At 65.7% G+C, this 17,909-nt stretch carries 13 protein-coding genes and 1 pseudogene; 11 read left to right on the top strand and 3 right to left on the bottom strand.

Features of this window, described 5'->3' with window-relative positions; translation table 11 throughout:
• Nucleotides 1-196: 196 nt before the first annotated feature.
• From purL to D6C00_RS15410, 5 genes and pseudogenes are all read left to right on the top strand, one after another.
• Nucleotides 197-4,094 (top strand): annotated as a pseudogene (gene purL / locus D6C00_RS03630) (phosphoribosylformylglycinamidine synthase).
• A gap of 293 nt (nucleotides 4,095-4,387) precedes the next feature.
• Entirely contained in the window at nucleotides 4,388-5,320 is a 933-nt protein-coding gene (gene msrP / locus D6C00_RS03625) for a protein-methionine-sulfoxide reductase catalytic subunit MsrP (RefSeq protein ID WP_125180356.1), read from the top strand.
• Complete coding sequence (locus tag D6C00_RS03620) at nucleotides 5,320-5,544, top strand: GDCCVxC domain-containing (seleno)protein (RefSeq protein WP_125180355.1); 225 nt, start codon at nucleotides 5,320-5,322, stop codon at nucleotides 5,542-5,544. Before msrP ends, D6C00_RS03620 begins: the two co-directional genes overlap by 1 nt.
• On the top strand, nucleotides 5,522-6,169 hold the full coding sequence (locus D6C00_RS03615) for a protein-methionine-sulfoxide reductase heme-binding subunit MsrQ (RefSeq protein WP_125180354.1): 648 nt from the start codon (nucleotides 5,522-5,524) through the stop codon (nucleotides 6,167-6,169). The genes D6C00_RS03620 and D6C00_RS03615 overlap by 23 nt, the downstream gene beginning before the upstream one ends.
• A gap of 75 nt (nucleotides 6,170-6,244) precedes the next feature.
• Nucleotides 6,245-6,421, top strand: coding sequence for a PA3496 family putative envelope integrity protein (locus tag D6C00_RS15410; RefSeq protein WP_158675275.1), 177 nt, complete (start codon nucleotides 6,245-6,247; stop codon nucleotides 6,419-6,421).
• Between the two features lie 18 nt (nucleotides 6,422-6,439).
• Here the strand turns inward: D6C00_RS15410 and D6C00_RS03610 are convergent, their stop codons facing one another.
• The 3 genes from D6C00_RS03610 to ettA form a co-directional block, all read right to left on the bottom strand.
• Complete coding sequence (locus D6C00_RS03610) at nucleotides 6,440-7,288, bottom strand: LysR family transcriptional regulator (RefSeq protein ID WP_125180353.1); 849 nt, start codon at nucleotides 7,286-7,288, stop codon at nucleotides 6,440-6,442.
• Between the two features lie 371 nt (nucleotides 7,289-7,659).
• The gene (locus tag D6C00_RS03605; protein ID WP_125180352.1) at nucleotides 7,660-9,636 is read right to left on the bottom strand and encodes a multicopper oxidase family protein; all 1,977 of its coding nucleotides are present in this window, start codon (nucleotides 9,634-9,636) and stop codon (nucleotides 7,660-7,662) included.
• A 200-nt stretch (nucleotides 9,637-9,836) separates the two neighbouring features.
• Nucleotides 9,837-11,501, bottom strand: a complete 1,665-nt coding sequence (gene ettA / locus D6C00_RS03600; protein WP_125180351.1) for an energy-dependent translational throttle protein EttA — start codon at nucleotides 11,499-11,501, stop codon at nucleotides 9,837-9,839.
• 190 nt (nucleotides 11,502-11,691) lie between these two features.
• On the opposite strand from ettA, the gene D6C00_RS03595 reads away from it, so the two are divergent.
• From D6C00_RS03595 to ribBA, 6 genes are all read left to right on the top strand, one after another.
• Complete coding sequence (locus D6C00_RS03595; RefSeq protein WP_125180350.1) at nucleotides 11,692-12,153, top strand: DUF5615 family PIN-like protein; 462 nt, start codon at nucleotides 11,692-11,694, stop codon at nucleotides 12,151-12,153.
• 129 nt (nucleotides 12,154-12,282) lie between these two features.
• Entirely contained in the window at nucleotides 12,283-13,539 is a 1,257-nt protein-coding gene (glyA, locus tag D6C00_RS03590) for a serine hydroxymethyltransferase (protein ID WP_125180349.1), read from the top strand.
• Between the two features lie 86 nt (nucleotides 13,540-13,625).
• On the top strand, nucleotides 13,626-14,129 hold the full coding sequence (gene nrdR / locus D6C00_RS03585; RefSeq protein ID WP_125180348.1) for a transcriptional regulator NrdR: 504 nt from the start codon (nucleotides 13,626-13,628) through the stop codon (nucleotides 14,127-14,129).
• Nucleotides 14,130-14,377: 248 nt separating this feature from the next.
• On the top strand, nucleotides 14,378-15,505 hold the full coding sequence (gene ribD, locus D6C00_RS03580; protein WP_399360090.1) for a bifunctional diaminohydroxyphosphoribosylaminopyrimidine deaminase/5-amino-6-(5-phosphoribosylamino)uracil reductase RibD: 1,128 nt from the start codon (nucleotides 14,378-14,380) through the stop codon (nucleotides 15,503-15,505).
• A 323-nt stretch (nucleotides 15,506-15,828) separates the two neighbouring features.
• Nucleotides 15,829-16,485: a riboflavin synthase gene (locus tag D6C00_RS03575; RefSeq protein WP_125180347.1), complete on the top strand. Its 657-nt coding sequence runs from the start codon at nucleotides 15,829-15,831 to the stop codon at nucleotides 16,483-16,485.
• Between the two features lie 147 nt (nucleotides 16,486-16,632).
• Nucleotides 16,633-17,736 carry a bifunctional 3,4-dihydroxy-2-butanone-4-phosphate synthase/GTP cyclohydrolase II gene (gene ribBA, locus D6C00_RS03570; protein WP_125180346.1) on the top strand — a complete coding sequence of 368 codons (1,104 nt, stop codon included), beginning with the start codon at nucleotides 16,633-16,635 and terminating at the stop codon, nucleotides 17,734-17,736.
• The last annotated feature ends 173 nt before the right edge of the window (nucleotides 17,737-17,909 follow it).

Genomic DNA, 17,909 nt, shown 5'->3' with positions numbered 1-17,909 from the left:
CCGCAACCCATCGCCTGACCGCAACAATGATGGGTTACGCTTCGCTCCACCCATCCTACCCTTCTCCTCACTCCTCACTCCTCACTCCTCACTCCTCACTCCTCACCAGCCTCACTCCTCACCAGCCTCACTGGCCCCGGGGCGACGGTTTCAGTATCATTTGCCGCTTCCCGAACCCGCAGATCCAGAGGCCTCCATGCTGCACCTGCCCGGCGCCCCGGCACTTTCCGCCTTCCGTACCGACAAGCTGCTGGAGCGCGCCCGGGAGGCGGGCATCACGCTGGAGGCCCTGCACACCCGCTACCAGCATTTCGTCGATCTGGAACAGCATCTGGACGCGGCCGAGCAGCGCCGGCTGGAACGGCTGCTGGAATACGGCCCGCGCGCCCCGGCCGTGCCCGCCGGTGCCCAGCTGTTCCTGGTGGTGCCGCGTCTGGGCACCATCTCCCCCTGGGCCTCCAAGGCCACCGACATTGCCCACAACTGCGGCCTGGACAGGATTCACCGCATCGAGCGCGGCATCTCCTACCAGGTGCTCACGCCGCACGACCGGCCATTGGAAGGGGCGGCACGCCGGGGCTTCCTGGAACTGATTCATGACCGCATGACCGAATCCGTGCTGGAGAGCTTCGAGGAGGCCGAGGGCCTGTTCCGCAGCGCCGAGCCGCAGTCCTTCGCCCGGGTGGATATCCTCGGCGGCGGCCGTCCTGCGCTGGAAGCCGCCAACCGCGAACTCGGCCTGGCCCTGTCGGAGGACGAGATCGACTACCTGGTCGAGAGTTTCACTGCGCTCAACCGCAACCCCAGCGACGTCGAGCTGATGATGTTCGCCCAGGCCAATTCCGAGCACTGCCGGCACAAGATCTTCAATGCCAGCTGGGTGATCGACGGACGCGCCCGGGAGGAATCCCTGTTCGGCATGATCCGCGAGACCTACAGGGCCAGCCCGGACCGGGTGCTGTCGGCCTACCACGACAACTCGGCCGTGATCGAGGGCTTCGAAGGCCGGCGCCTGTATCCGGATGCCGACGGCCGCTACAGCGAGCACACCGGGCCGGCGCACATCCTGATGAAGGTCGAGACCCACAACCACCCCACCGCCATCTCGCCCTTTCCGGGCGCGGCCACCGGCGCCGGCGGCGAGATCCGCGACGAGGGCGCGACCGGGCGCGGCGGTAAGCCCAAGGCCGGGCTGTGCGGCTTCTCGGTGTCCAACCTGCGCATCCCCGGCTTCGAGCAGCCCTGGGAGACCGACCACGGCCGGCCCGGGCGCATCGTCTCGGCGCTGGACATCATGATCGAGGGACCGCTGGGCGCGGCGGCCTTCAACAACGAGTTCGGTCGGCCCAACCTGTGCGGCTACTTCCGCAGCTTCGAGGAAAAGGTGCCGGGCCCGGACGGTGAAGAGGTGCGCGGCTACCACAAGCCCATCATGCTGGCCGGCGGTTACGGCAACATCCGCCACGAGCACATCGACAAGCAGGACATCCCGCCCGGCGCCCAGATCATCGTGCTGGGCGGTCCGGCCATGCTCATCGGCCTGGGCGGCGGCGCGGCCTCCAGCATGGACAGCGGTGTCAGCGCCGAGGATCTGGACTTCGCCTCGGTACAGCGCGGCAATCCCGAGATGCAGCGCCGGGCCCAGGAGGTGATCGACCGCTGCTGGGCCATGGGCGCGGACAATCCCATCCTGTCCATTCACGACGTGGGCGCCGGTGGCGTGTCCAACGCCCTGCCGGAACTGGTCAACGACAGCGGCCGCGGCGGGCGCTTCGAGCTGCGCAACTTCCCGGTCGACGAACCCGGCATGACGCCCATGCAGATCTGGTGCAACGAGTCGCAGGAGCGTTATGTGCTGGCCGTCGCGCCGGAGCGGCTGGAGGCCTTCCAGGCCCTGTGCGAGCGCGAGCGCTGCCCCTATGCCGTGGTGGGCGAGGCCACCGAGGACCAGGACCTGATCGTCGGCGACGGCGAGTTCGACAACGCCCCGGTGGAGGTACCGCTGTCGCTGGTCCTGGGCAAGCCCCCCCGGATGCTGCGCGACGTGCACCACCGCACCTTCCGCAAGCCCGATTTCGACCCCGCGGGCATCGATCCCGCCGAGGCCGTCTACCGGGTTCTGCGTCTGCCCACCGTGGCCAGCAAGAGTTTCCTGATCACCATCGGCGACCGCACCGTCACCGGCCTGGTCGCCCGCGACCAGATGGTCGGCCCCTGGCAGGTGCCGGTGGCCGATGCCGCGGTGACCACCACCGATCACTACGCCTTCACCGGCGAGGCCGTGGCCATGGGCGAGCGCACGCCGGTCGCCCTGGTCGATGGCCCGGCCTCGGGCCGGATGGCGGTGGGCGAGGCCATCACCAACATCGCCGGGGCGGCGATCGCCGGGCTGGACCGGCTGCGGCTGTCGGCCAACTGGATGGCGCCGGCCGGCCACCCCGGCGAGGACGCCATCCTGTTCGACACGGTCGAGGCGGTGGGCCGCGAGCTGTGTCCGCGGCTCGGCATCGCCATCCCGGTGGGCAAGGATTCACTGTCCATGAAGACGGTGTGGGAGCAGGACGGCCAGGCGCGCAGCGTGACCGCGCCCCTGTCGCTGATCGTCTCGGCCTTCGCTCCGGTGGAGGACGTGCGCCTGAGCCTGACACCGCAGCTGCGCACCGATCGGGGCGAGACCGAGCTCATCCTCATCGACCTCGGCAAGGGCCACAACCGCCTGGCCGGATCGGCCCTGGCCCAGGTCTACAAGCAGGTCGGTCATCATGCTCCGGATCTGGACGACCCGGACGCGCTCAAGGCCTTCTTCGCCGCTATCCAGGAATTGAGCCGCCAGGGCCGGCTGCTGGCCTACCACGACCGTTCCGATGGCGGCCTGCTGGCGACCCTGTGTGAAATGGCCTTCGCCGGGCACACCGGTCTGGACATCGATCTGGACGGGCTGGGCGCGGAGCCGCTGGCGGCCCTGTTCAGCGAGGAGCTGGGCGCCGTGATCCAGGTCCGGCGCGAGGATGCCGCCGCCGTGCGCGAACTGCTGCATGAGCGCGGGTTGGGGCGTTACAGCCATGGTCTCGGCAGTCCCAATGCCGGGGACCGCCTGATCCTGCGCCACGGCGGTCGCGAGCTGCTGAATGAATCCCGGGTGGAACTGCAGCGGGCCTGGGCCGAGACCAGTTATCGCATCCAGGCCCTGCGCGACAATCCGGAGACCGCCCGGCAGGAATTCGATGCCCTGCTAAACCTCGGTGATCCGGGTCTGCACGCCGAACCGGCCTTCGATCCGGCCGAGGATGTGGCCGCGCCTTACATCCAGACGGGTGTGCGCCCGGCCATGGCCATCCTGCGCGAGCAGGGCGTGAACGGCCAGATCGAGATGGCAATGGCCTTCCATCGTGCCGGTTTCGACTGCGTGGACGTGCATATGAGCGATGTCATCGCCGGGCGGGTCGGGCTGGCCGGTTTCCGCGGTCTGGTGGCCTGCGGCGGTTTCTCCTACGGCGACGTGCTCGGCGCCGGACTGGGCTGGGCCAAGTCGATCCTGTTCAACCCCCGCGCGCGCGACGAATTCAGCGCCTTCTTCGAGCGCGGCGATACCTTCACCCTGGGGGTGTGCAACGGCTGCCAGATGCTGGCCGGGCTGAAGGAACTCATCCCCGGCAGCGAGCACTGGCCGCGCTTCGTGCGCAATACCAGCGAGCAGTTCGAGGCCAGGCTGTCGCTGGTCGAGGTGACCGACTCTCCCTCCATCCTGCTGCGCGGCATGACCGGCTCGCGCATGCCGGTGGCCGTGGCCCACGGCGAGGGCCGGGCCGAGTTCGACCGTGCCGGCGACCGCGAGCGGCTGCTGGAGCAGGGCGGCATGGCGCTGCGCTACCTGGATCATTACGGTCGGGCCACCGAGACCTATCCCTTCAATCCCAACGGCTCGCCCCAGGGCATCACCGGCGTGACCAGCCGCGATGGCCGGGTCACCCTGATGATGCCGCATCCCGAACGGGTATTCCGCACCGTGCAGCATTCTCTGGCACCCGGATGGCTGGGGCGAGGACGCGCCCTGGCTGCGGCTGTTCCGCAACGCGCGGGTGTGGGTGGACTGAGCGTATCCGTATTCCTGATAAGCATTGAACCGCAAAGGCGAAGAAGGCGCACAAAGGTTTCGTAGGTTGGGCTGAACAACGTGAAGCCCAACATTAATCCGCTGCCCCTTGGGCCTCGCTCTGCTCAGCCCAGCCTGCGTTGATAGCCCCATGTATGCCAAAGCCTTCGTGATCAATCCATTTATCCCTTCGCGCGCCTTCTTCGCCTTTGTGGTTCAGGGTTTGGGCGAACTTTTTCGGATGCCAGGAAACTAATCAAGTACAGCTCAGCGTCAGATGCGAGGGAAACCCTCATGCCCAACCGGATCCTGCCCAGCGAAATCACCCCCGAATCCGTCTATCGCCAGCGCCGGCGGCTGATGCAGGCCGGCCTGGCCGTTTTCGGCGCCGGCCTGACCGGCGCCTGGGCGCGGCTGGCCGAGGCGAAGGTGAGTCTTCCCGGCGATATCGCCAGGAGCCGCTTCAGCACCGACGAGGATCTCACGCCTTATGACGATGTGACCACCTATAACAACTTCTATGAGTTCGGCACCGGCAAGGGCGATCCGGCCGAGAACGCCCACCGGCTGCAGACCGACCCCTGGTCGGTGACGGTGGAAGGCGAGTGCGCCCGGCCCGGCACCTATGCCCTGGAGGACATCCTCAAGCCGCACGCCCTGGAGGAACGCATCTACCGGCTGCGCTGCGTGGAGGGCTGGTCCATGGTCATCCCCTGGGTGGGTTTTCCGCTGGGCGATCTGATCAAGCGCCTCGAGCCGACCAATAATGCGAAATACGTCGAGTTCCAGACCCTGCATGACCCGGAACAGATGCCGGGTCAGCGCCGGCGCATTCTTGACTGGCCCTATGTGGAAGGGCTGCGCATGGACGAGGCCATGCATCCGCTGACGATCCTGGCCGTGGGCCTGTACGGCAAGGTCATGCCCAACCAGAACGGCGCGCCCATCCGTCTGGTGGTGCCCTGGAAATACGGCTACAAGAGCATCAAGTCCATCGTGAAGATCCGTTTCAAAGAGCAGCAGCCGGTCAGCAGCTGGATGAAGGCCGCGTCGAAGGAATACGGTTTCTATTCCAACGTGAACCCGAACGTCGACCATCCCCGCTGGAGCCAGGCACGGGAACGGCGCATCGGCGAATTCCTCAAGCGGCCGACCCTGATGTTCAACGGCTACGAAGAGGAAGTCGCCGGGCTGTACCGGGGCATGGACCTGAGGGAACACTTCTGATGTCACAGGCAGGGATCGAATACCTTTCCACCCTGACCTGCCCGGAATGCGGGCACCGTGAAACCCTCACCATGCCCGACGATTACTGCCTCTGGTATCACGAGTGCGGTGGCTGCGGCGTGCTGCTGCGGCCCCGGGCCGGCGACTGCTGTGTGTTCTGTTCCTACGGCACTGTGTCCTGTCCGCCCATCCAGGCCGGCGATGGTTGCTGCAGCGGAAGCTAGTGCCAGGGGCGGTATTCCTGCTGTCTGGCAGCGCGTCATTACTTTTCTGCTCTGCCTGCTGCCGCTGGCCTGGCTGGTCCTGCGGGCGCTGACCGATCAGCTGAGCGCGAATCCCATCGAGGACATCACCGATGCCACCGGGACCTGGACCCTGCGCCTGGTACTGATCACTCTGGCCATGACACCGCTGCGCCGGCTCACGGGCTGGAAGTGGCCGTTGCGGTTACGGCGCATGCTGGGCCTGTTCGTGTTTTTCTATGCGAGTCTGCATCTCATGACCTATCTCTGGTTCGACCAGTTCTTCCTCTGGTCCGAAATCCTGGCCGATATTGTGGAACGGCCCTTCATCACGCTCGGGATGACCGCCTATGCCCTGCTGCTGCCGCTGGCGCTCACCTCCAATCAGGCCAGCCAGCGCTGGCTGCGCCGCGGCTGGAAGCGGCTGCACCGGCTGGTCTATCCCATCGCCCTGCTGGGGGTGATCCATTACTACTGGCTGGTCAAGGCCGATGTGCGTGAGCCGTTGCTCTACGGAGCCGTCTGGCTGGTATTGATGGGGCTGCGGCTGCATCTGCCCGCATCGACAAGCAGAATGAATCGTCAGGACGAAAAAAAATCGCTTTAATTTTCCGCCGACCGGCCTTAGATAGCATCGCAAATTCCCCGCCGTTGCGGGGCGCCGAAGCCGAGGGAAAATGCGATGCAGAACCTGGATCTTGAGGAAATCTTCAATCAGATCGACAGCGAGGACAGCGGCCTGGACAGCCAGGCCGGTGCCGGCGCCGGACGCGCCGTGGACCTGAAGCGGCGCCGCCGCATCGAGGACATGCAGGAGGAGCGCCGCCTGCGCCGGATACTGGAGGACCCCTGGGGCTGAGGCCCGGGTCGGGCGGGTTCAGCCCGGCGCCGGAAAGGCGGCCAGTGCCGCATCCAGCAGGGGCTGGCGCGTCATGTTGTCGCGCCAGAGCGCGTACCAGGTGCGCTCCAGCACCGGGGCGTCGGCGACCGCATGCAGCCGTCCGGCGCAGCGCGGATCCGTTTCCAGCCACTGGCGTGGCAGGTAGGCCGCACCGGGCCGGCGCAACAGCAGGTCGCGCGCCAGCAGTCCCTGGGCCAGGTGCACGGCCGGCGCCGGCAGGTCGGGGAACTGCCGGGCATGGCTCAGTGCGAAGGCCGTGCCCCAGTCAACCAGGATATAGTTCTCCGCCATCGCTTCGGCGGCGGTCAGGCCGGCCTCGGTTGCGACCAGCACCAGTTCCATCACTCCCAGCGACCGTACCGTGAACTCCGATACCTGCGGCGGATCATAGATACAGGCGATATCCAGTGCGCCATTCAGCAGCCTGTGGACGAGTTCGTCCGCGGCGCCGGCCTCGCCCCGCAGGGCGATGTCGGGCAGCGCCTGCTGCAGACGTACCAGCCAGTTCTCCAGCGCTGTCGGCCACAGGTCGGCCAGCCCGCCGATGGCCAGTACGTCACGGTAGGCCTCCCCCAGCCCGGTTTCCTGCCGGGCCCGCTCCCACTGGTTGATGATGGCCGCGGCGTGTTGTTTCAGCCGGCGTCCGGCCGGGGTCAGCTGGATGTCGTTGCGCTTGCGGGTGAACAGCTCCACGCCCAGCAGCTCTTCCAGCTGTCGGATGCGGGCACTGACCGCCGACTGGGTGATGAACAGCCGCTCCGCGGCGCGGCCGAAGTGGCGCACGCGTTCGACTTCCAGGAAGGTCTTGAGCAGGTCAATGTCCATCGGTATGGATCATCACAGATCGCTGCGGGGGCGGCAAGGTCTGGTCAGGATAGTGGCCGGCGCGGGGCAGGGCCACGGATGAACACGGATAAACACGGATCAAAAAGCTTTAAACCGCCAAGGCGAATAAGGCGCGCGAAGTTTTAAAATACGGACAGGCGCTCTGCAGCAATCCGGTTCAAACCATAGTCCACGCCTTCGCGCGCCTTATTCGCCTTAGCGGTTTATGGGATTGTATATATCAGTGTTTATTCGTGTTCATCCGTGGCTCAAAAACCATCCAGGCATGAAGCCCCTCACGCCAGCCGCTTGTATTTGATCCGGTGCGGTATCCGGCCGTCGCCACCCGTCCCGGTGATCGCGACGAGATCTCAGTAGGGTCCCGGGCCGACATGGAAGGGCCGCATCATCTCATGGTCTTCGTGCGAAAGGATGTGACAGTGCCAGACATAGCGGCCGGGCTTGTCAAAGGTCATGCGAATGCGCGTCACCTCGCCCGGCAGGGCCATGACCATGTCGCGGCGCGTCTGCTCGGAGGCGGCCGGGGCATTTTCCCTGCCGATCGTTTTGATATTCTCCAGCCGGAAGCCGCTGCCCTGGCTGCCGTTGTGCTGCTCCACAGGTTGCTCGACAAGATCCGCCCTGAAGCGCTGCCGGTTCATCACCTCGAAGTGCACCAGGTGGACATGGATCGGGTGGGCGTCGCCGGTGGCGTTGTACAGTTCCCAGATCTCGGTGTCGCCGAGGCCCGGGTTCTCCGTGATGGGCTGATGCCAGGCCAGGGTACCGTTGACCGTATTGCCCTGGACGTCGGTGACGGGTTCGGCAGTGCCCAGCAGGGGCTGGAGGCGGCCGTACTCGTCGGTGCCCTCGAACAGGGCCAGCCTGCGGGTCCGGACGGCATCCGCGACGTTCACGCCGCCACCCAGGTGGCTGCCGTCCATTATCTGGGTGTCGGGACGGCTGCTGTTGAATGGCAATTCCACATCGAAGGCCATCACCCGGTCGGTGCGCCGGTTCGGGAACAGGTCTTCCGCGGCGGGCAGCTCCCCGCCGAAGGGGGCGTCGCCCAGCAGGTTCTCTACGATCACCCGGGTGCCGGCCGGCACCTCCTTGAAGTCCACGATCAGGTCCAGGCGCTCGCCCGGGGCGAAGTCGATCTCGTCGATCCTGACTGCGGTCGCACGCAGGCTCTGATCGGATCCGATGACATAGAAAGGCAGCGGATAACCGGCGGCGGGATCGGTTGCGGTCGGATTGCCGGCGCCGCCGGGTATCACTTTCAGCCGCAGGCGCATGAAGCGGCTGTCGGTGCCGTTGAGGAGCCGTACCCGGTATTGTCTCGATTCCACGCTCGCCTTCGGCCAGATAACCCCGTTGACCAGCATGTGATCGCCGAAGAACTCCGCCAGCGCCGTGGGGCCGCCGCCCGGGAACCGGTCGTCCGGCAGATACGCGCCCTCGTCGGTGATGAAGTCCGCGTAGAAGGGATCGCCGGGGAAGGCCGGGTAGAACAATTCTCCGCTGCTGCGGAACATGCGGTCCTGCATGGCATAGCCGAGTTCGTAGGGGTCGGCGGGCAGGCCCGGCGGATTGTCGGGCCTGCCGGTGTCGGCGGCGTCGCGTACCGCGAAAAATCCGGCCAGGCCGGCGTAGACATTGAGCCGGGTGATGCCCAGCGCGTGATCGTGATACCAGTTCATGCCGGCGACCTGGTTCCAGTCGGGGCCGCCGTAATAGTACTTCCGGCTCTCCCAGCGCGGCCCGCGTACCGCCCAGGCCGGCGAGAAGAAGTACTCCGGATTGCCATCGAAGGGGCTGTCGTTGTGGCCGCCGTGCACATGCGGCACGACCGGCACCCCGTTCCTGCCGATGCTGTTGCGTCCATAGCCATGCATTGAATAGGCCCAGTGCAGGCTGGTGTCCACGGGCAGCAGATGGGGCACGTTATGGAGCTGGTTGGCCCAGGTGATCTCGAGGGGGTCGTCCGCGGTGTCGATCTCGATGGTGCGGCCCGGCCAGGTCACGTCCTGGCCGAGTTCGCCGTAGCCCCAGACCGGGGTCGGTACCGGCGTGACACCGTCGGCCCCGAGCAGGCCGGTCATCTGCGTGGCCTGTGCCATCTGGATGCGCAGCCGGTTGTTCTTCGGCACGTATTTGAATCCGCCGGACAGGGCATTCGGCACGCTGTGGGTGAACAGCGGTTGACCTGCCGGATCCGACAGGCCGGCGGCAAGGATGGCGGCATGCGAGTTGCCGGCGCGCAGCAGGGCGGCGGGGATGGACGAGCTCAGGCCGGCGGCCATGAGGGATTTGACACTGAGTGCCAGGAAGTCGCGGCGGTGCATGGTGTGTTCCTCCAGATGCTTGTTATACGTTTCTGGAGGGTGGGAGCGAATACGCCTGACAGAATCTGTTACATGTTATCCGTGACTAAACTGCCCGTACAACACGCTTCCCCCTCTGAACAACACTTAGTTCAGAGAATATGGCGCGTCAAGCTCATGCCAGCATGCGGACAGGCGGGGCTGCCGGCCGCCCGAGGATATCAGGCCAGCCGCTTGTATTTGATGCGGTGCGGCTGGTCGGCCGCGTCGCCGAGGCGGCGTTTGCGGTCTTCCTCGTAGTCGGCGTAGTTGCCCTCGAACCATTCCACCCGGCTGTCGCCCTCGAAGGCGAGGATGTGGGTGGCGATGCGGTCCAGGAACCAGCGGTCGTGCGAGGTGACCAGCACGCAGCCGGGGAAGGCCAGCAGCGCCTCTTCCAGCGCGCGCAGGGTTTCGACGTCCAGGTCGTTGGTGGGTTCGTCGAGCAGCAGCACGTTGCCGCCGCTCTTGAGCAGCTTGGCCAGGTGCACGCGGTTGCGCTCGCCGCCCGAGAGATCGCCAACCCGCTTCTGCTGCTCGGAGCCGGCGAAATTGAAGCGCCCGACATAGGCGCGCGAGGGGGTTTCGTACTTGCCGACCCGGATGATGTCCTGGCCGTCGGAGATCTCCTCCCATACCGACTTGTTGCCGTCCAGCGCGTCGCGCGACTGGTCGACATAGGCCAGGTGCACGGTGTCGCCGATGCGGATCTCGCCGCCGTCGGGCTGTTCGTTGCCGGTGAGCATGCGGAACAGGGTGGTCTTGCCAGCGCCGTTGGGACCAATGATGCCGACAATCGCCCCGGGCGGGACCTTGAAGCTGAGGTCGTCGATCAGCAGCCGGTCGTCGAAGGATTTCTTCACGCCGTCGGCCTCGATCACCAGGTCACCCAGGCGCTCGCCGGGCGGGATGTAGATCTCCTGGGTCTCGTTGCGGGACTGGAATTCCTGCGACTGCAGTTCATCGAAACGCTGCAGGCGCGCCTTGCTCTTGGCGTGGCGGCCCTTGGGATTGGAACGCACCCACTCCAGCTCGGACTTGATGGCGCGCTGGCGCGAGACCTGCTCCTTCTTCTCCTGCTCCAGGCGCTTTTCCTTGTTCTCCAGCCAGGCGGAATAGTTGCCTTCGAAGGGGATGCCGTGGCCGCGGTCCAGCTCCAGGATCCAGCCGGCGACATTGTCCAGAAAATAGCGGTCATGGGTCACGGCCACCACGGTGCCGCTGAACTCGGCCAGGAAACGCTCCAGCCAGGCGACGGACTCGGCGTCCAGGTGGTTGGTGGGCTCGTCGAGCAGCAGCATGTCGGGGTTGGACAGCAGCAGCTTGCACAGGGCCACGCGCCGACGCTCGCCGCCGGACAGTTTGGTGACGTCGGCCTCCCAGGGCGGCAGGCGCAGGGCCTCGGCGGCGACCTCCAGCTTGTGCTCCACATTGTGTCCGCCGGCGGCCTGCAGGATGTTCTCCAGCCGGGCCTGTTCGGCGGCCAGGGCGTCGAAGTCGGCGTCCGGCTCGGCGTAGGCGGCGTAGACCGCTTCCAGCTTGGTCTGTGCCTCGGCGACCTCACCCAGGCCGTCCTCGACATTGCCGCGCACGTCCTTGTCGGGGTCCAGCTGCGGTTCCTGCGGCAGGTAGCCGATGTTGATCCCGGGTTGGGCCCTGGCCTCGCCCTCGATCTCGGTGTCCACGCCGGCCATGATGCGCAGCAGGGTGGATTTCCCCGAGCCGTTCAGGCCCAGCACGCCGATCTTGGCGCCGGGGAAGAAGGACAGGCTGATATCCTTGAGGATCCAGCGCTTGGGCGGGACAACCTTGCCCACGCGGTTCATGGTGTAGACGTATTGAGCCATGGGAATGCTTCAGTCGCTGTGGCTTGGAAGTGGCTTATTATAGGGTTTCGGGAAGGACGGCTAAAGAGCAAACATGGAACGTTCCGCTGTTGTAGGTCGGGTTAGCGCAGCGTAACCCGATAGGGCCGCGGTGAATGCCGGGTTACGCCTTTCAGGCTAACCCGACCTACGTCGTTGAAGGGGCGGGGGAATGAAGCTGCTGTGCGATGCGATGCTCAAGGGGCTGGCGCGCTGGCTGCGGGCGGCCGGCTACGATACCGAGCTGCCGCACCCGGACGAAAGTGACCGCGATATCATCGAGCGGGCCCGGCTTGAGGGTCGCTGGCTGGTGACGCGCGACCGCAAGCTGCTCGAATTCCGGCATGCCGACGAGACGGTGATCCACCTCCAGGCCAATTCCCTTGATGACTGTGTGGTAGAATTAGCCGCCCGGCTGTCCATCGACTGGCAGTACCGGCCCTTCAGCCGCTGCCTGGTCTGCAACCGGCCGCTGGAGTCGGCCGCCGAGGCCCGGCGTGAAGCGGCGCCACCGGATGTCCGCGGCCAGGCGCTGTGGCAGTGTCCGGCCTGTGGCCGGCTCTACTGGGAAGGCAGTCATGTCCGCCGCATGCGCCGCCGTCTGGAGGATTTTACCCGCAAAATCAGGGGATGAGACGGTCGCCCGGAGCGGAAACCGGCGGCAAATCCTGTTATCATCGTCGTTTTATCCCGCCCGCCCGGCATCCAGACCGGGCCGAACCGCATGCGCGGGCCCCGATTTTCAGCAACTCAGAGGTAAGCGATGTTTGACAAAGATATGAAGATAGCCGGTTACGACGACGAACTCTGGAGTGCCATCCAGGCCGAGGAAAAACGCCAGGAAGAGCACATCGAACTGATCGCGTCGGAGAACTACACCAGCCCCCGCGTGATGCAGGCCCAGGGCTCGGTGCTCACCAACAAGTACGCCGAAGGCTATCCCGGCAAGCGCTACTATGGCGGTTGCGAGCATGTCGACATCGCCGAGCAGCTGGCCATCGACCGCGCCAAGGAACTGTTCGGCGCCGATTACGCCAATGTCCAGCCGCATTCCGGCTCCCAGGCCAACGCCGCGGTCTATCTGGCCCTGCTGCAGCCGGGCGATACCATTCTGGGCATGAGCCTGGCCGACGGCGGCCATCTGACCCACGGCGCCAAGGTCAACTTCTCGGGCAAGCTCTTCAATGCCGTCCAGTACGGCCTTAACGCCGAGACCGGCGAGGTCGACTATGACGAGATCCGCCGGCTGGCTCAGGAGCACAAGCCGAAAATGATCGTCGGCGGCTTCTCTGCCTATTCGCGCATCATGGACTGGAACGTCTTCCGCGAGATCGCCGATTCGGTCGGCGCCTACCTGTTCATCGACATGGCGCACGTGGCCGGCCTGGTGGCTGCGGGCATCTATCCCAACCCGGTGCCGGTGGCCGATGTCGTCACCACCACCACCCACAAGACCCTGCGCGGCCCGCGCGGCGGCCTGATCCTGGCCCGGTCCAACCCGGAGCTGGAGAAGAAGTTCAACTCCATGGTCTTCCCCGGCACCCAGGGCGGCCCGCTGATGCATGTCATCGCCGGCAAGGCGGTGGCCTTCAAGGAGGCGCTGGAGCCGGCCTTCAAGGACTACCAGCAGCAGGTGGTGAACAATGCCCGTGCCATGGCATCGACCCTGAACGAGCGCGGCTACAGGATCGTCTCCGGCGGCACCGACGACCACCTGTTCCTGGTCGATCTGATCGACAAGGGGATCACCGGCAAGGCCGCCGACGCCGCGCTGGGCAACGCCAACATCACCGTGAACAAGAACGCCGTGCCCAACGACCCGCAGTCCCCCTTCGTCACCAGCGGCATTCGCATCGGCACCCCGGCCATGACCACCCGCGGCTTCAAGGAGAAGGAAGCCAAGGAACTGGCCGGCTGGATCTGCGATATCCTGGATGATGTCGAGAACGAATCGGTGCAGGCCGAGGTGCGCGCCAAGGTGCTGGAACTGTGCAAGCGGTTTCCGGTGTATAAAGGATAGGGAGTGGGGATCAGGGGGTAGGATATGGGAGGAGGAATTGGATTTTTCCTCACCCTCATTCCCTCACCCCCATTCCCTAGGCAACCATGCACTGCCCCTTCTGCGGAGCCATCGAAACCAAGGTCATCGACTCGCGCCTGGCCAACGAGGGCGCGCAGGTGCGCCGTCGACGGGAGTGCCTGAGCTGCGGCGAGCGCTTCACCACCTTCGAGCAGGCGGTGCTGGTGATGCCGCGTATCGTCAAGCGCGACGGCACGCGCGAACCCTTCAACGAGGAGAAGCTGCGCTCCGGTATCCTGCGGGCGCTGGAAAAACGGCCGGTGGCCACCGAGCAGGTGGAGGCGGCCATCGAGCGCATCCAGAAGCGCATCAACGCCTCCGGCGAGCGCGAGCTGGACGCGCGTCAGGTCGGTGAATGGATCATGCTGGAGCTGCGCGGCCTGGACCAGGTCGCCTATGTGCGCTTCGCCTCGGTCTATCGCAGCTTCCAGGACGTCAATGCCTTCCGCGAGGAGATCGAACGCCTGGAGAACGAGCCCTCGCCGGAGGAGAAGCGCGACCAGATCCCCTTGCTGCCGGACGAGAAGTAAGGTAGTGACATATTCAACGCAGGTGACGCCAACGCAAAGTACGCAGAGACGTTTATGCCCTTTGGGGTACAGAGACACAGAGATTTTTATATTTAGGGAACCTCTGATTTATTCGTCATGCCCGCGCAGGCGGGCATCCATCTCGCTGAAACATCTGGATTCCCGCCTGCGCGGGAATGACGGGAAGAGTAATAATCAGAGGTTCCCTGAGCATTTTGCGCTTCCGCGTCTCCGCGTCCTCTGCGTTGATGCCGTGCCGCCGGAACGTGGCTGACGTGCCTGATACCGACGACATCCGCTTCATGAGCCGCGCCCTGCAGCTGGCGCGCCGGGGGCTGTATACAACTGACCCCAATCCCCGCGTCGGTTGCGTGGTGGTGAGAGACGGCCGGATCGTCGGCGAGGGCTGGCACGAACGCGCCGGCGGGCCGCACGCCGAGGTGCATGCCCTGCGCGCGGCCGGTGAACGCGCGCGCGGGGCCACGGCCTATGTCACGCTGGAGCCCTGCAGTCACCACGGCCGCACGCCGCCCTGCAGCGAGGCGCTGATCGAGGCCGGTGTCGGCCGCGTGGTGGCGGGAATGGAGGATCCGAACCCGAGGGTGGCGGGGCAGGGCCTCGCCCGGCTCGAGGCGTCCGGGATCGCGACCGAGGCCGGGGTGCTGGCGGCCGAGAGCGCGGCGCTGAATCCCGGTTTCATCCAGCGCATGCGCAGCGGCCGTCCCTTCGTGCGCTGCAAACTGGCCATGAGCCTGGATGGGCGCACGGCGCTGGCCTCGGGCGAGAGCCAGTGGATCACCGGTCCCGCGGCCCGGGCCGATGTGCACAGGCTGCGCGCGCGCAGCTCGGCCATTCTCACCGGCAGCGGCACCCTGCTCGGGGACGATCCTTCCCTGACGGCCCGGATCGAGGGGCTGGATGGGAGCGCCGTGCTGCAGCCGCTGCGGGTGGTGCTGGATACGCGGCTGGTCACGCCGCCCTCGGCGAAGCTGCTGGCTCTGCCCGGCCATACCCTGGTCCTGACCGGCAGCGATGACAGCGGGCGCCGCCGGGCCCTGGAGGCCGCCGGCGCCGAGGTGGCGGTGCTGCCGGTACGTGATGATCGGCTGGATCCGGTTGACGTGTTGACACTGCTCGGCCAGCGCGAGATCAATGAGGTCATGCTGGAAGCCGGCCCGACCCTGGCCGGCGCCGTGCTGCGGGCCGGCCTGGTGGACGAACTGGTGATCTACCTGGCGCCGCACCTGCTGGGCGATCAGGCCCGGGGACTGTTTCATCTGCCTGGGTTGGATACCATGGCCGACCGCGTGGCACTGACGATCGAGGATATCCGCGCAGTGGGGCCGGACTGGCGCATCCGCGCGCGGGTGAAGTGATTTATTAATAGCCACGGAAAACACGGAAAGCACGGACAGGATGATTGTGTACACAACCGTCAGCAATACTGATTACAACGTCATTCCCGCGAAGGCGGGAATCCATTATCCGCAGCGGTTTCTGGATCCCGGCATTCGCCGGGATGACGGATACTCTTCCAGCACCGTAGGTCAGGTTAGCCCGAAAGGGCGTAACCCGACATGTCCAAGGCGCGTGTCGGGTTACGTTGCGCTAACCCGACCTGCAGTGTTACAGGGTTTCAATTTGTCCGTGCTTTCCGTGTATTCCGTGGCCATTTAAGAACTTTATAGAAAACCGACCCATGTTCACAGGCATCATCCAGGCCGTCGGCGAGGTCGCCGCGCTGCAGCCGGGCGGCGAGGATACCCGCGTTCGGGTCCGCACCGGCAAGCTGGCGCTCGATGACGTCTCACTCGGCGACAGCATCGCCGTCAACGGTGTATGCCTGACCGTGGTGGAATTGCCCGGCGACGGTTTCTGGGCCGATGTCTCCGGCGAGACCCTGGCGCGCACCGGCTTTCGTGACCTCAATGTCGGCAGCCGGGTGAATCTGGAAAAGGCCCTGACCCCGACCACCCGGCTGGGTGGCCATCTGGTCAGCGGGCATGTGGACGGCGTCGGCGCGGTGCTGGAGCGCCGCCCCGAGGGCCGCTCGGAGCGTTTTCGCATACAGGCGCCCGCGGGTCTGGCAAAATATATCGCCGGGAAGGGCTCGATCTGCGTCGACGGAGTGAGTCTTACCGTCAATGCAGTCGATGGCGCGAGCTTCGATCTGAATATCGTGCCGCACACCCTGCAGGAGACCACCATCGGTGAGTACCGCAGCGGTACCCGGGTGAATCTGGAGGTGGACATCATCGCCCGTTACCTGGAGCGACTGCTGCTGGGCGAGCAGGCGGCCGAGCCGGGCAGCGGAATCAGCGCCTCCTTCCTGGCTGAACACGGATTTCTCAAATGAAAGTGATTTGTCCCGTCATTGCGAGCGTAGTGTGGCAATCTCTGTAATATGGAATCAGCCGGTTAGAGATTGCCGCGCTGCGTTTATGCCCTTCGGGCGCTCGCAATGACGGAAAAGGACTGAATACAGGTGGACACCAGGACAAACATGATACTGAGCACCACACAGGAACTCATCGAGGACCTCAGGCAGGGGAAGATGGTCATCCTGATGGATGACGAGGACCGCGAGAACGAGGGCGACCTGCTGATGCTGGCCGACCAAGTGCAGCCGGAGGACATCAACTTCATGGCCAGATATGGCCGCGGTCTGATCTGCCTGACCCTGACCCGCGAGCGCTGCGAGCAGTTGGCGCTGCCGCTGATGGTGCGCGACAACACCGCCCAGCACGGGACGGCGTTCACCCTGTCCATCGAGGCCGCCGAGGGCGTGACCACGGGTATCTCGGCCCATGACCGCGCGCGCACCGTCCAGGCCGCGGTGGCGCCGGCGGCGAAACCCTCGGACATCGTCCAGCCGGGGCATGTGTTTCCGCTCATGGCCCAGCCGGGCGGGGTGCTGACCCGCGCCGGGCACACCGAGGCCGGCTGCGACCTGGCCCGGCTCGCCGGCGCCGAACCCGCCGCCGTCATCGTCGAGATCCTCAACGAGGACGGCAGCATGGCGCGGCGCCTGGACCTGGAGAAGTTCGCCGCCGAGCATAACCTGAAAATGGGGACCATCGCCGATCTGATTCATTACCGGATCGAGAACGAGACGACCGTGGAGCGTACGGCCGAATGCATGCTGCCGACCGAGTTCGGCGAGTTCCGGCTGATCGCCTACGAGGATTGTATCGACGGCGATGTGCACATGGCGCTGGTTTATGGCAGGCCGGACTACGACCAGCCGGTGTTGGTGCGCGTGCATGTGCAGGGTGCGCTGTGCGACCTGCTCAGCGCGACCACCTCCGACTGCGGCTGGCCGCTGCGTCGGGCGCTGAAGCGGGTGGCCGATGAGGGCAGCGGCGTGGTGGTCGTGCTGGGCAGGCCGGAGGATCCGCAGGCCCTGATCCATCGCATCCGCGCCTATGCCGAGGGCGGCCTGGGCGAGCCGCGGCGTTCGCGCGAGGAGCTGCGCACCTACGGCATCGGCGCTCAGATCCTGGCCGATCTTGGAGTGACCCGCATGCGGGTGCTGAGCGCGCCCAAGAAGATGCACGGCATTGCCGGCTTCGGCCTGGACGTGGTCGAATACGTGGAGCCGGATTGATGTGGGCGTGAACCGCCAAGACGCCAGGTTTGGTGAACCGCCAAGGCGCCAAGAGCGCCGGTTTTGGGTAATCCGTCATTCCCGCGAAGGCGGGAATCCAGTGCCTGGTGACACCAATCAACGCTGGATCCCCGCCTTCGCGGGGATGACGTGGATAAAGCAAGTGCCATTCG

The sequence above is a fragment of the Thiohalobacter thiocyanaticus genome, from assembly GCF_003932505.1.
Classification (GTDB): domain Bacteria; phylum Pseudomonadota; class Gammaproteobacteria; order Thiohalobacterales; family Thiohalobacteraceae; genus Thiohalobacter; species Thiohalobacter thiocyanaticus.
The sequence above is the reverse complement of the archived record's forward strand: the minus strand, read 5'-3'. Positions and strand labels throughout refer to the sequence as shown.